Annotated in this window: 9 protein-coding genes; 7 read left to right on the top strand and 2 right to left on the bottom strand. The window is 69.9% G+C overall.

Translation table 11 applies throughout. The annotated features are described in order from the left end of the window. The 6 genes from JOD27_RS14670 to JOD27_RS14645 are packed head-to-tail and all read left to right on the top strand — an operon-like array spanning position 1 to position 7306. Positions 1 to 2325 (top strand): glycosyltransferase, encoded by a 2325-nt coding sequence (locus JOD27_RS14670; RefSeq protein ID WP_239567202.1) that lies wholly within the window; start codon positions 1 to 3, stop codon positions 2323 to 2325. Next, positions 2322 to 3416 carry a glycosyltransferase gene (locus JOD27_RS14665; RefSeq protein WP_204762798.1) on the top strand — a complete coding sequence of 365 codons (1095 nt, stop codon included), beginning with the start codon at positions 2322 to 2324 and terminating at the stop codon, positions 3414 to 3416. The genes JOD27_RS14670 and JOD27_RS14665 overlap by 4 nt, the downstream gene beginning before the upstream one ends. Beyond that, positions 3386 to 4909, top strand: coding sequence for an O-antigen polysaccharide polymerase Wzy (gene wzy / locus JOD27_RS46625; protein ID WP_204762797.1), 1524 nt, complete (start codon positions 3386 to 3388; stop codon positions 4907 to 4909). The genes JOD27_RS14665 and wzy overlap by 31 nt, the downstream gene beginning before the upstream one ends. After that, entirely contained in the window at positions 4906 to 6108 is a 1203-nt protein-coding gene (locus tag JOD27_RS14655; RefSeq protein ID WP_204762796.1) for a DegT/DnrJ/EryC1/StrS family aminotransferase, read from the top strand. The genes wzy and JOD27_RS14655 overlap by 4 nt, the downstream gene beginning before the upstream one ends. Beyond that, positions 6105 to 6695 (top strand): sugar transferase, encoded by a 591-nt coding sequence (locus JOD27_RS14650; protein ID WP_204762795.1) that lies wholly within the window; start codon positions 6105 to 6107, stop codon positions 6693 to 6695. Before JOD27_RS14655 ends, JOD27_RS14650 begins: the two co-directional genes overlap by 4 nt. Then, the gene (locus JOD27_RS14645) at positions 6692 to 7306 is read left to right on the top strand and encodes a NeuD/PglB/VioB family sugar acetyltransferase (RefSeq protein WP_204762794.1); all 615 of its coding nucleotides are present in this window, start codon (positions 6692 to 6694) and stop codon (positions 7304 to 7306) included. The genes JOD27_RS14650 and JOD27_RS14645 overlap by 4 nt, the downstream gene beginning before the upstream one ends. Here the strand turns inward: JOD27_RS14645 and JOD27_RS14640 are convergent. Together JOD27_RS14640 and JOD27_RS14635 are read right to left on the bottom strand one after the other, a co-directional pair. Beyond that, positions 7271 to 8509, bottom strand: a complete 1239-nt coding sequence (locus tag JOD27_RS14640; protein WP_204762793.1) for a lipopolysaccharide biosynthesis protein — start codon at positions 8507 to 8509, stop codon at positions 7271 to 7273. The genes JOD27_RS14645 and JOD27_RS14640 overlap by 36 nt on opposite strands. Beyond that, entirely contained in the window at positions 8506 to 8997 is a 492-nt protein-coding gene (locus tag JOD27_RS14635) for a hypothetical protein (protein WP_204762792.1), read from the bottom strand. The genes JOD27_RS14640 and JOD27_RS14635 overlap by 4 nt, the downstream gene beginning before the upstream one ends. Before the next feature lie 168 nt (positions 8998 to 9165). Here JOD27_RS14635 and JOD27_RS14630 point away from each other — a divergent pair, with 168 nt between their 5' ends. Continuing rightward, positions 9166 to 14604 carry a DUF7927 domain-containing protein gene (locus JOD27_RS14630; RefSeq protein WP_204762791.1) on the top strand — a complete coding sequence of 1813 codons (5439 nt, stop codon included), beginning with the start codon at positions 9166 to 9168 and terminating at the stop codon, positions 14602 to 14604. Positions 14605 to 14610 lie beyond the last annotated feature (6 nt).

Raw genomic sequence — 14610 nt, 5'->3', positions numbered from 1 at the left:
ATGAAGGAATTCTCCCCTGCCCGCCGGTTGCGCGTCGTTCTCGTGCTGAAGACGAACCGCGGATGCATGTGGACGACACCGCACGTCGACGCGTTGCTCGCCCGCGGGCACGACGTCGTCGCGGTGCTGCCGCCCGGCGATGGCCGGCTGCGCAAGGAGCTCGCCGGCCGAGGCGTGTCCGTTGTGGACAGTCCGTTCGACTTCCGGTTCCGGCCGTCGCTCCACACGCTCGCCGGCCTGCTCAAGTTGCGTGACATGCTGCGGCGACTGAAGCCGGACGTGTTGCACTACCACCTGCTCGCCTCGGCGCTCGCGGTGAGGATCGCAGGCTTCGCGACCAGGGCGGGGCGAGTGCACATGGTGCCCGGTCCGCTGTACCTGGAGTCGCGGGTGCTCCGGCTGCTGGAAATGGTCGCCGCACGTCTGGACACCGTCACCATCTGCGGAAGCGGTTTCACCGCAAGGCGCTATCGTGAGCTCGGGCGCCCGGCCGCGCGGACACCGGTCGTGCCCTACGGTGTCGACACCGTTCGATTCCGGCCTCCGAGTCCTGCCGAGCGCGTCGAAGCGCGTGCGCGGTTCGGCGGGGACGAGGCTTTCGTCGTCATCATGGCCGCACTGGTGTACGCCCCGAAACCGTTCGTCCACAAAGGACGCGGTGTCAAGGGACACGATGTGCTCCTCACGGCCTGGCGGAGGTTCAGCGCCGACCACCCGGACAGTCACCTCCTGCTGGTCGGCGGAGGCTTCGACGAGGCCGGGGCGGAGTACCGCCGGCAACTGATCGCGAGGTTCAGGCTCGCCGACGACACGTCGGTGACGTGGCTCGACAGCGTCGACGACGTACGGCCGCACTATGCGGCCGCTGACCTCAGCGTGTCGCCGTCCCTGTCCGACAACCACGGCGCGGCCCTGGAGGCCGGCGCCATGGGCGTGCCCAGCGTGGTGAGCGACGCCGGTGCGCTGCCGGAGGCCGTCGACCGTGACGCGTGCTGGATCGTGCCGAAGGACGACCCCGATGCACTGGTCGCAGCGCTGAACGAGGCCTACGCCGAGCACCGGGCCGGCCGGTTGACCGCGCGATCCGACGTGGTCCGCGACCGGATCGTGCGTTTCTTCGACAGCACACGTGCGGCCGCCATGGTGGCCGACATCGTGGAGGACGTCGCGGACGTTCCTCTCGCCCGCGCACCCGGTGGCCGGCTCATCAGCGTCTTCACCGAGATGAGGCTGGCGGCCGACACGGTCGCGCAGGACGGCTTCGCCAGGTACCTGAACGATGGTGACCTGGTGTGCCTGGTCGCGAGGACGGGCGAACAGGCCGCCGAGGGGGAGAACCTGCGGGCGTTGCCGGACTATCGCGGCCCGGTGGGGTTGCTGCGCGCGCTGCCCCGGCTCGTTCCCGCGATCGCCGACGCCGTCGCGCGTGCCGAGGTGATCGTGCTGCAACAGCCGGGCTCGATCGGCTTCCTCGCCGCTGTCGTGTGCAAGGTGTTGCGTCGCAAATACTCCGTCGAGGTCGTCGGTGACGCGTTCGACGTGCTCGCCTCGGGGACGTTCGGCCCGATGGGCGCAGCGGTGGCGCGTGTGGCGGCCCGGCTGACGAGGTGGGTCGTGGGTGGCGCGTCCGCGGTGTTGTACGTGACCAATTTCGTGCTGCAGCGCCGCTATCCCGCTCCGCCCGGCCGGTTCACCATCGCCCTGTCGAACGTGCGCATGGCCGAGGGGATGCTGCTCGACCGGCCGCGCAAGTGGCGGCCGGGACCGTTCTGCGTCATCGCCGTCGGCACCCACGAACAGCTCTACAAGGGCCACGACGTCCTGCTGCGGGCCGTCCACAGGCTGGTCGACTCGCGGCTCGACGTGCATGCCGTGCTGGTGGGCGGTGGCAGGCGGCACGAGGAACTGGTGGCGTTGGCCGAGTCGCTCGGGATCGCCGACCGGGTCTCGTTCATGGGGCCGGTGCACGACCGCCGGCTGATGACCGTGCTGCTCGACTCCGCGGACCTGTTCGCGATGCCGTCGCGTGCGGAAGGCCTGCCACGCGCGCTGATCGAGGCGATGGCCAGAGCGTTGCCGGCGGTGGGCACCTGCGTGGGCGGCATCCCGGAGTTGCTGGAACCCAGATGCCTGGTCGAAGCCGACGACGACGTGGCGCTGGCCCGCGTCATCGGCCGGATGCTCACCGATCCGTGTGAGTGGGAGCAGCAGTCGCGCCTCAACCTCGAACTCGCCCGCACATACGAGAAGGCGTTGCTCGACGAACGCTTCTCGACGTGGTTGTCGCACATCCCCAACGCGGTGCCCAACAGGAGGACCACATGAGAGACGCTCCCGTGAAGGTGGTGCACGTCCTCGGGACCCTCGACCGGGGCGGAGTGGAGACGATCGCGTTGCGACAGTGCCGCACGATCCCGGCTTCCTGCGTCAAGCAGACCTTCGTGCTCCTCGGGCCGCACGAGGGCCTGCTCGCCCCGCAGTTCCGTGCTGCCGGAGCCGACATCCGTCGCTGCCCCCTCAACCCCCAGGTGACTTTCCCGATACGGATCTGGAACGTCCTGAGTTCCATCCGGCCCGACGTGGTGGAGTCGCACGTGAGCCTTGTCAGCGGTCTTGTGCTTGCCGCGGCATCGGCCGCACGCGTGCCCGTGCGGATCGCACGCATGCACAGCGAGGGCGACGGACGGCGCGACACCTTGGCGCGGAGGCTGCAACGCGCCCTGCTGCGCGAGATGTTGTGCAACTCGGCCACCGACGTCCTCGGCGTGACGAGCGCCGCTTTGGCGTTCGCCGATCCGCCCCCGCACGACCACCGGTACCGCGTCGTGCCCGACCAGGTCGACGTGGACCGGTTCGGTCTGGTGCCCCGTGTCCGGCAAACGGGCGCCGGGCCGATACTGACCCACATCGGGCGTGCGTCACCGGAGAAGAACCGCGCGTTCCTGATGGAGGTGTACACCGAGGCGCGCCGCCTGAATTCCGGAGTGCGCTTGGTCGTCGCCGGACCCGGTGGCGTCGAGGACCTCATGTCCGTCGCACCGCGCGTGGCGGCGGATCCGGCAGTTCACCTGCTGGGGCACACCGAGTGTCCCGAGGACGTGCTCGCGATGACCGATGTGCTGCTCCTGCCGTCAGTTCGGGAAGGGTTGCCCGGCGTGGTGCTCGAGGCGCTCGCCTCCGGTGTGCCGGTTCTCGCGACCGAGCTGCCCGGCCTGCGGGAGCTGGCGGCCCGGTTGCGCGGTCTGCATCTGCTGCCGTTGCGCGTGGGGCCCGTCAAATGGGCGGAAACGGCGCTCACCCTGGCGAGCACCTCGGAGGCCGAACGGAAGCTGATCTCCGAAGGAGTCCGCGACTCGGAGTTCGCGTTGTCGTCGGGCGATCAGTGGTGGCGGACGGTGTGGACCGCGTCGCGGTGATCGGTCCGCCGGGGCCGGCCGGTGACGTGCCGCGCGGGAGTGGCCGAACCGAGGTGGAGCCGGACGCCACGTCGGCGCCGGTTTCCGGTGGGCTGACCGGTGAGGCTGAGCCGGGTGGCGCGGCTGTGTCGCTTGGCGGTGGGCTGACCGGTGAGGTGGAGGCCGCTGAGGCGTCCGCGCCGCTTCCCGGCGGACTCAGCGTTGGGCCGCGGCCGTTGGGCCGCGGCGTCGTGGTGGTAGTGGCGGTGGCCGTGGCGGCGGCCGTCGGATGGCGTGAGCCGTCCGGCGACGTGGTGTCGGCCGCCGTGACGTTCTGGGTCTCGTGGTCGCTGTGTCTCGCGGTGCTCGCGCGCGGGCATCCGCAGGGCATCTACCGTCCCGCGGCGGCCTACCTGGTGTTGTTCGGGGTTTTCCACGGGGGGCTGTTGCTCAGTTTCGCGGTGCGCGGTGACGCGGCCTCCGGCGACGGGCAGTGGCTCGACGACACGTTGTGGCTGGAGGACGCCTATCTGCCACAGGCGGTGGCTCTCGCCGTGCTCGGCATGGCCGGGTACACCCTGGCCGCCGGGCTGGCCGGTCGTGGCGCGCCGACGGCCGTCGCGAGCCGGGATGGCGGCTCGGCGGGACCACTCGGTGTGGTCGTCCAGATGGCCGGGTTCGGGATCTTCGCCTTCGTGCTGTTCCGCGCCGGTGGGACCGACCTCTTCTCCGGCGGTTACAACACTTTCCTGGAGATGAACGGATCCGACACCGCACTGGCGTTCGGCACCCTGTGCTGCGGGACGGGCGGCGTGTTGGCGGTGTCGGCGGGTGGGACCGCGCGGATCGCAGGGTGGGTCGGATTCGGGCTGTACGCGGTGATCGCGCTTCCGCTCGGGACTCGAGGAGATGTGTTCTTCCCGCTGGTGGCCATGGCGGTGATCGAGGCGAGACGGCGGCGCATTCGTCCTTTGTGGACATCAGTGGGCGCTGTCGTGGTCCTGCTGCTCACCGGTGCGGTCCGGGAGACCCGGCTCGGTGGCCTGCCGGAGTTGTCCCTGTCGTGGTGGCTGACCGCACCGCTGGACGCCATCGCGGAGATGGGTTTCTCGCTGCGTCCTGTTGTGGTCGTGCTCGGCTGGGACGAGCCGCCGCGGGCGGGGGCGACCTTGGTGGCCGTGCCGGTGCGGTTCCTCGAGTCGTTCCTCGGCTGGCACGGCGGGCCTCCGGCCTACGACGACAGATTGTTCAACGTCGAGATCGCGAACCGGGCCGGACAGATCGGAGGATCCCCTGTGGCTGAGGCATTCCACAATTTCGGCACGCTTGGCGCAGTGCTGTTCATGGCTGCACTCGGTGCGCTGCTGGCACGGCTGGAGTGGCGGTCCGACGCGCTGCTCGGTGTGGTGCTGCTGCCGTTGCTCGTCCAGGTGCGCAACAGTTTCGCGCCGGTCCCTGTGCAGATCGGGATCGGGTTGCTGCTCCTGGCCATCACCAGGGTGTGGGACCGATGAGCGAGCTCGCGGTCCACGGAGGCGCGCCGGTGCGCACGACCCCGATGCCGCCGTGGCCGTACTTCGACGACGACGACCTGGAAACGGCGGCGACGGTGCTGGCCTCCGGGCGGGTCAACTACTGGACCGGCATTCACGGCAGGGCTTTCGAGACCGACTTCGCCGCCGCGGTCGGCACGGCCCACGCCGTCGCCGTCGCCAACGGAACCGTCGCGCTGGAGCTGGCGCTGCGCGCCCTTGGCATCGGTCGCGGTGACGAGGTCATCGTTCCCGCGGCCACGTTCATCGCGACCGCGAGCGCGGTGGTCGCGGCCGGGGCGCGTCCCGTGATCGTCGACGTGGACCCGGCCAGCGGGTGTCTCACCGCGAGCACCGTCGCCGTGGCGATCACCGGTCGCACGAGGGCGGTCATCGTCGTGCACCTCGCCGGGCATCCCGCCGACATCGATCCGATTCTGGAACTCGCGCGCAAGCACGACCTGCGAGTGGTGGAGGACTGCGCCCAGGCGCACGGGGCCGTCCACAGCGGACGGTCGGTCGGCAGCCTCGGAGACATCGCCGCCTGGTCGTTCTGCCAGGACAAGATCCTCACCACGGCGGGCGAGGGTGGAGCGATCACCACGTCCAACGAGTCGCTGTGGCGGCGGTGCTGGGAGATGAAGGATCACGGCAAGAGCTGGACAGCCGTGCATTCCCCGCACCCACCCGGCTTCCGGTGGCTTCACGACAGTTTCGGTACCAACGCGCGCATGACGGAGGTGCAGGCGGCGATCGGGCGCAATCACCTCCGCCATCTCGACGGCTGGGTGGAACAGCGCAGGGCCAACGCCGCAATACTGCTGGAAGCGCTGGCCGCCGAGCCGGCCGTCGAGATCTCCCTGCCGCCCGCGAGAGTGGAGCACGCGTACTACAAGTTCGTCGCCCATCTACGGCCCGAACGACTGGCACCGGGCTGGACCAGGGATCTCGTCGTCGACGCTGTCCGGGCGGAAGGTGTTCCGTGTCAGCACGGCGGATGCAGTGAGGTCTACCGCGAACGGGCGTTCGCCACGGTGCCGGGCACACCTGAGGAACTGCCGGTTGCCGCACGTCTCGGTCGCACCTCGTTGATGCTGCTCGTCCACCCGACGTTGTCCAAGGCCGATATGGAGGACACCGCCGCCGCGCTCACCAAGGTTCTCCGGGTGGCGACCGCATGATCCGGCGGACGGTGGACGTCGTGTTCGCGCTGGTGGGGCTCGTGGTGCTCGCACCGGTGTTCGCGGTGGTGGCCGTGCTGGTGCGCTGGCGGCTCGGCGCACCCGTGTTGTTCCGGCAACAGCGCAGTGGACGGCACGGCGTGGAGTTCTCCATCGTCAAGTTCCGCACGATGCGACCGCAGGAATGGCCAGGGCAGCCCGATCGGGAACGCGAGACCGGGCTGGGCGCTGTGTTGCGCCGCACGAGCCTGGATGAGCTGCCGCAGCTGGTCAACGTCCTGCGCGGTGAGATGAGTGTCATCGGTCCTCGGCCGACGCTGCCGGAACAGGTGCGCAACTACAGCCCACGCCAGCGCGGACGGCTTTCGGCCAGGCCAGGCCTCACCGGGTGGGCTCAGGTGTCCGGGCGCAACGCCCTGAGCTGGCCGGAACGCATCGAACTCGACCTGTGGTACCTGGAGCACCGAAGCCTGCGGCTCGACGCGCTGATCATCCTGCGCACGCTGGGCCAGCTGGTGCGGCCGCGCGGAGTCATGGGAGTCGGCGGTGTCAACCCCGGTTTCCCCGAAGGGCGGGAGGCAGGATGACGCACTTCTACATCGCGGGCGCCGGTGGTGCGGGCCGCGAGGCGCTCGACATCTGCGTCGCTCTCGGGCAGGAGGTGACCGCGTTCGCGGACGACATGGCGGCCGGTCGGATCGTGCGAGGGCATGTCGTGTGCCTGCCGGAGGACACGGAGGCAGGGTCGCTGTACGTCGTCGCGATCGCGGACCCGGACGCGCGCGTGAAGGTGTCCAGACTGCTCGAAGATCTCGCCCTGCGGCCGGGCAGGCTGATCCACCCGAGCGCGGTGATCGGTCCGTGCGTCATCGTGGGGGACGGCCTCATCGTGCACGCCCACACGACCATCTCCAGCGGTGCCGTGATCGGTGATCACTGCCAGGTGCACTACAACGCCAGCGTGGGGCACGACACCGAGCTGGAGGACTTCGTGACTGTGTTGCCAGGAGCCAATGTTGCCGGGAACGTGCGGCTCGAGACCGGTGCCACGGTGGGATCGGGCGCGGTCGTGCTGCAAGGCCGCACCGTCGGCGCCGGAGCGACGGTCGGCGCGGGAGCTGTCGTGACTCGCGATGTGGTGCCGGGGACGGTGGTCGTCGGGTCACCTGCCGCGCAGCTGCTCGGCGCCGGTCGATGAGAGGCGCCGCCGCAGCAACGTCCACGCTGCGGTGGACAGTCCTCCATACAGGACAACGGATCCCGCCGCCACTCCGATGGCTCCGCCCAGCGTGCCGGTGACACCGTAGACACCGATCGCGCCGGCCGCACCCGCCGCGCCGAGGATGCCCGCCGCGGTGGTCCACCCGCCGCCGATCAGTCCGCGGCTCGCGACCACGAACGGCGCGAAGCACACCTCTGCGGCGAGGAGCACCACCAGCAGTTCGCGCGCGGCGGCGAACTCCGGCCCGAAGACCGGAACGACGAGCAGCCACGCCGCGAGCCCTGTCAGCAGGCCTCCGGCAGCGGTCGCCGCGACGGCGAGCAAGATCGTTCTGATCGGGTTGGGCGCACCCTTGCCGTGGGCGATGTCCTGCAGGCACAGCTGACCGAGTGCGGCCGGGATCATCCGGGGGATCTCGCCGAGCGTGGCCGCGAGCGAGTAGACGCCGACCGCCGCGGTGCCCGCCGTGAGCCCGATGACGTACCGGTCCGCGCGCAGCACGACCACGAGCCCGATGGAGAGTCCCAGCGTCGGCGCACCGAGACGCAGCAAACCGGTGACGGCACTGCCGGAGATCGGCGTCCAGCTCAGCAAGCCGCCACGGCGCAACGCCACGGCTTCGACAACCAGCAGCACGGCCACACCGCCTGCCTGGGCCAGCAACAGGGTCGTGGCGCTCTCGGTGTCGGAGGCCAGCAGCACCCCGGCTAGTCCGCCCAGGCTCGTCACCGCTGCCGCCATCCCTCCGCGGTGGAACCGGCCGTCGGCGAACCACGCGTCGGCGACCTGGCTGACGACCATCTGTCCGGCGGTGAAGCACCCGACCGCGAAGAGAAACGGCGGTCTGGCCAACGCGGTGTCGATGAGCGGAGCGGAAGCGGCGATGCCCGCCATGCCCAGCAGGGCCGCTGAGAGTGCTCCCACGGTTGTGCACCGTGCGAACGCGGACACCAGTGCGGACCGGTCACCGTCCGCGAGGCAGAACTGCCGGCGGAACGCCGATCCGGTACCGAATCCGCCGATCAACGCCGAAAGGCTGCCGATCGTCATGCCGAGCACCATGAGTCCGCGCTGATCCGGACTCAGCGCGCGGGTCGCGACGAGCGCGGCGCCCGCGTTGCAGACGAGCTGCGCGGCGCTGGTGCCGGACATCGTCATCAGCTGGCCGAGTCGCGTCATCGCGCGGCGTGACGTCCTGTGGGTACGGCGGTGTCGAATGCGCAGAGCCGCCAGGTGACCTCCACCGACGAGTCGACGCAGCGGACCAGGTGCCACGGCGTGTCCGTGACCCATCGCCGGTCGTCGGTGACGGTGAGGTGGGTCTTGGCCGCGAAGTTGTCGGAGAATGCGATCCGCAACGCGTCGTCGCTGTCTCTGCGTGCCTCGTCCACGGTCATCCCGTTCAGCCGCGACAACACCTCCAGGTGGTGCGGCCCGACACGTCTGTCCCGGCCGGACACGCCGAGCCGCCATCGGTAGTCCTCGCCGAGGAACGCACAGGCCTCCGTGCCGTCGAACCGCACCCTCCAGTGTGTACTCAGCTCGAGCCGGAGCTCGTAGTCGCGTTCATCGCTGTAGAAGACCAGGAAAGGCGTTCGCTGCCGCTCGCCCACGGCCACCACGAACGTGCCCGCCAACTCCGCTGGGTTCGCTATCACGGGGGGCATTCTTGCCTGCATCGCACCAGGTCATCAGCCCTTTTCACACGAACTCGTGAGATCGCGTCATCACGCGTCATCCATTTCCTTTACAGGGTCTGTCTCGGGGGAACCGTGGCATGATCACTGGAGGAAGTACTGATGTCCTGTTGGACGCGGCTCGCTGGAGTCTGCGCTGTGGCCCTGCTTCTCGGCAGCGCACTCACCCCGTCGTTCGCCCTCCCGGCTCAGCGGGAGAACAGGTCGATCAGCGCGACTCAGGCACACCTCCGATCGCCACAGACCTTCTTCGCCTACCTCGAACCCGGCGAAAGCCTCGACGTGTCGTTCGTCAAGCACGACAATCTCGCCGGCAGCCCGGCGGAAGATCTCGTCGTCACGGTGCGCAGGCCCTCCGGAGCCGACGTCGGCTGCACGATCCCGGACGGCGGTCCTGTGGGCGGCAGGTGCGAGTGGTCCGGTCTGGCGGCCCCGGTCGCCGGCATCTGGGCGGTGGAACTGACCATGCCCGCCTGTCCCGCCACGGGGACCTGCGGGAGGGACACGTACAGCTGGGGCGTCACCGTGCGCCGCGGTGCCACCGCCCGGCCGGGCAGGGTGTGGTCCGAGCGGTTCGTCACGCACCAGGGTCCGTCGTCACCACCGGCGGACATCTCCTTGTGGTACCAGAGCGAGTTCGGCTACACCTACCTCGCCACCCAGCGCGGCTACCACGGCGTCGACTCCACGTTCGAGGCCGACAGCTTCGGCATCGTGCAGGACGGCACCTGCACGCCCGCCTACCAGAGCAGCGCCACTCTGCGGCCGGCAGCGGGTGCGTGCGGCGGCACGTACAAGGTCTTCTTCGAGCCTCCCGCAACGGACCTCCCACCGACCGCGACGCGCTGGAACGGCGTGACGGACTGGGTCAGGCCGGAGGTACCCGCGACACCGGCGATCACCTCCGGCGCGTTCACGCCCTCGCGGCCCGGCGCCCACGCGGGCACGCTCTCCTTCGGCCTGAGCGGTTACCGCGGTCCGCTCACCGTGCACGTCGACGCCGACGACGACGGTGATCACACCGACACGGTCGACCGGAGCCTGCCGGTCACAGCGGACGCCGGTCGCGTCGAGGTGCCGTTCGACGGGCTCGACGGCCGCGGTGCGCCCATTCCCGCCGGGCAGTCGTTCTCGTTCGAGGTCGTCGTCGACAGGGTCGCCGAGATCCACTTCGTCAGCACCGACGTCGAGTTGCGTGGCGGTGGCATCGATGTGCTGCGGCTCAACGGTTCTCCTCTCGGCAGGACCACCGTGCAGTGGAACGACACCGCTTTCCCCAAGTCCGCCACTGACCGGTGCAGCACGACTCCGGTCACCGACGGCCGCGCGGGCGTCGGCAGTGCGGGGGGCGTGCACGGCTGGGATCTGGGCGCCTGCGTCGACGTCACCGGTGCCGACGCCGACGACGGCGTCCACGGAGGATGGGGTGACCTGCGGGCGATCGAGGAGTGGGCGTACGCCCCGGTCCTGGTCACACACACGGTCCGGGTGCCGGGCGGGGACATCCGGATCGCCAGTACGGCGAGCAGGTCGACCGCGCGGCAGGACGACGTCGTCACGTACTCGATCACTGTCGAGAACACGGGCGATCACGTCCACACCGTCACCGACCCGGTCGAGCTGACCGACGACCTCTCCGGGGTTCTCGACGACGCGATGGTGGAGGGTCTGCCGGTGGCGACCTCCGGCAGGGCGTCCTTCGCCGCGCCGATGGTGCGGTGGTCGGGTCCGCTGGCACCGGGAGAACACGCGACGATCACGTACTCGGTGCGGGTGAAACGGGTGGACTTCGGTGACACCAGGCTCGTCGACGCGCTCACCTCGGACACTCCGGGGAGCGACTGCGCCGCGGCATCGGGGAACCCGGCCTGCGGGACCGTCGTGGACGTGCCGAGATTGAAGATCACGACGGCTGCGGACCGGGCCGAGTTCAGGCCGGGGGACACCGTCCTCTACACGGTCACGGTGACCAACGACGGTCAGGTTCCTTTCACCGCAAGCGATCCGGCGAGCTTCTCCGACGACCTGACCGACGTGCTCGACGATGCCGTGTTCTCCCCGGACGACGTCACGGTGTCGGCGGGCGCCATCGACTTCGTCTCTCCCGTGCTGACGTGGACCGGCCCATTGGGCGTGGGGCAGACCGCGTCGGTGACCTACCCGGTCGTCGTGGCTGATCCGCCCACCGGGAACGGGGTTCTCCACCACACCGTGACCGTGCTGCCCGGTGTGGCACTGGCCTGCTTCAGGTGTGAGGCGGAGTTGCGGTCCAGCGTGGTGTCGGTGAGCAACAAAGTGCTTTCCTCGGCGCCGAACTCGGACGGCTCCTTCACACTCGTCTACGACGTCACGGTCACCGGCGGTGGCTCGGCTCCGTCCACCTACGACCTCAGTGACACGCTTCGGTTCGGTGCGGGCGTCACGGTGAACGCGGCGAGCGCGCTCGACCTGAGCGGGTCCACCGTCACCTCCGGCTGGAACGGCGTCGGTGAGACGTCGGTGGTGTCCGGCGCGAAAATCGCTCCCGGTGCGAGCCGCACCTACCGGCTGACCGTGACCGCGACACCGGATGCGACCGTGGTGGGCGCCGCGGCCGACTGTTCACTGGCGGCGGGAGAAACCGGCACCGGCTTCCGCAGCACGGCCACCGTGACCGGCACCGGTGGAACGCGCGGTGCCACCGCTTGCGAGCCGGTTCCCCAGGTCATCCTCGGCAAGGAGCTGCCGCCGGAACCCGGCGGTGACCTGCCGGGATCATCCGATGTGGACACCGCACCGCGAGGTTGGCGCGCCCACGTCGCGACCCCGCGCGTGACGGACTGCACGGCGACGGAAGACGAGGGACGGACCTGGTTTCCCGGCATCGCGATGCTCACCGGCAACGGCCAGGCTCCCAGGGTGGACTCGTGCGCCGATGCGCCGGACCTCGTCGTCGGCAAGCAGCCCGTCGGAACTCCGGTCCCCGGTGAGGACGGCAGGTTCACGCAGATCTACGACATCACGGTCGAAAACCGCGGTGCCGGTCCGGCGGTCTACGACCTCGCCGACCAGCTGGTGTTCGGCAAGGGGATCGCCGTCGAGTCCGCGGCGGCGGTGAACACCACGCCAGGTTCACTGCCGGTCAGGCGCTCGTGGGACGGCCGGGTGGACACGATGCTCGCGAGCTCGGTCGCCATCGGTGGTGGCGGCACGCATGCCTACCGCGTCACCGTGGTGGTCACTCCCGATCGGCTCGTCACCACCGGCGCCGCCGCGAACTGCGACCTCGAACCAGGCGAGACGGGCACCGGCTTCCGCGCTGTCACCACGCTGTCGCAGAACGGCCGGGTACAGCAGGCCGTCGCGTGCGCCGCACCGCCGGCGATCTCGGTCACCGAGAGCGTGACCGCCACCGTGCCCAACAGCGACGGCACTTACGCCATCACGTACGAGATCACCGTGACGAACGGTGGCACGGGCACCGGTCGGTACGACCTGGCCGCCTCCCTCGAGCACGGAGACGGCGTGCGGCAGGTCCACACGGACGTCGTCGCTCCGCCCGCCGCAGGGGCGGGCACGGGGTGGGACGGAAAGAACGACGCCCTCGTCGCCGGGAACGTGACGATCGAAGGCAACTCGAGTCAGGCCTACACGGTGACAGTGGTCGTGGCGCCGCCGGCCGACCCGGCGCCCGGCGCGCTGGACTGCTCGCTGGATCAGGGCGAGAGTGGGACCGGCGCGCGCAGCACCGCCAGGGTCACGAGCAACGGCGTCGTGGAGAGCGCCACCGCGTGTGCCGCCTTCGCGGACCTCTCGACCACCCAGACAGTGCTGCCCGGCTCGCCGAAGGCGAACGGCGACGCCACGTTCACCGTCGTCTACCAGATCGACGTGAAGAACTCCGGTGCCGACGCGACCACCTACGACCTGAGCGAAGCGCTGCTGCACGGCGAGGGCATCAGCGTCGTCTCGGCGACCTCGACGGCGAACCCCGGCTGGAACGGCTCCGGTGAACAGAAGATCGCGAACGGCGTCGCCATCGGCGCCGGTGAACGTGACACCTATCTGTTGACCGTCGTCTACGTGGTCAACGTCGTGTATGCGAGGAGCAGCACGACGGACTGCCTGGTCGATGAAGGGGAGACCGGATCCGGGTTCCTCGGTCGCGTCACCGTGACGGGCAACGGCCTGCCCCGCACGGCTTTGGCGTGCGCCGAGGCCCCGGTGTTGTCGATCAAGCAGGCGATGACCGGGCTCAGTCCTCACGAGGACGGTTCCCAGACCGCGGTGTACGAGATCTCGGTGATCAACCTCGGCGCCGGAACGGGCTACTACGACCTGTCCGGCGAACTCCGGTTCGGATCCGGCGTCGACGTCGGGAAAGCCTCGGTCAGCGCTGTCGGCGACGCTCCGCCTCCGGACAGCGGGTGGGGCGGTGCCGGCCGACTGATCTCGCAGGCGCGGATCGACGGAGGCGACACCCATGTCTACCGCGTCACGGCGGTGTTGGCGTCCAGGGCCACCGGCAAGGCCGCGGACTGCGTCGTGGATCCGGGGGAGACCACGACCGGTCTGCGCAACGTCGCGACGATGTTCACCAACGGTGTCACGGAGCAGGCGGTGGCGTGTCGTGAGCTCTCCGGGGTGTCGGTGGCGGAGGACGTCGTCCGCACCACTCCGCTCGGCGACGGTTACGACGAGATCAGCTACCGCATCTTCGTCGCCAACGAGGGGCCGGCCACGGCCGTCTACAGCCTCCACGACACGTTGAGGTACGGCTCGGGCACCGCGGTCCGATCGGCGGTGATCGAAGGCGCGCCGGAGTGGAACGGTGCTCTCCATCCCGTCGTTCGTGCTGACGTGCGGATAGCGCCGGGAGAGCGGCATGTGTACGCCGCGAAGGTCGTCGCGGCGCCTCCCACGAACGCGCGTGCCGAGTCGGCCGACTGCGTGCTCGACCCCGACGAGGAGGGCACCGGTGCGCTGAACGTCGCGGCGGTGGTGGTGGACGGCGTCGCGAAGTCGGCCAGCGCGTGTGCCCCGTTCCCGGCCGTGACGGTCAGTGAGGAGGTGTTGCCCGGCTCGCCGAAGCCCGGGCCCGACGGTGAAGTCTTCGTGGACTACCGGATCACCGTGCTGAACCGCGGGGCCACCGACGTCACCTACGACCTGGACGACCGGCTTCACTTCGGGAACGGGACGGAGGTGGATGGCTTGACGGTGCGGATGAGTCCCGACATCGCTCCCATGAACTCGGGCTGGAACGGCCGCTCGGACTCCTGGATCGCTCGCGGCGTGCGTATCGCGCCGGGCGCCGGGCACAGCTACGTCGTGACCGCACGGGTCGTGTCCGCCGAGGCGGACGGCGGCGCCCCGGACTGCACGCCGGATTCGGGAACCGGTGGCCGTGGCCTGCGGACTGAGGCGACGGTGACCCTCGGCGGGACCACGCTGACCACCAATGCCTGCGCGCCGTATCCCGTCGGTGAGCTCGCCGCGGGCGGCAAGGACCTCAGGTCGCTCTGCGGTTTCGGCTTCGGGTTGATCATCGCGGGAAGCCTGCTCGTGTTCGCCGCTCGCCGTCGCCGGGCTGGGTGACGCACG

It is taken from the genome of Lentzea nigeriaca (assembly GCF_016907955.1).
GTDB classification, from domain to species: Bacteria; Actinomycetota; Actinomycetes; order Mycobacteriales; family Pseudonocardiaceae; genus Lentzea; species Lentzea nigeriaca.
The sequence above is the reverse complement of the archived record's forward strand: the minus strand, read 5'-3'. Positions and strand labels throughout refer to the sequence as shown.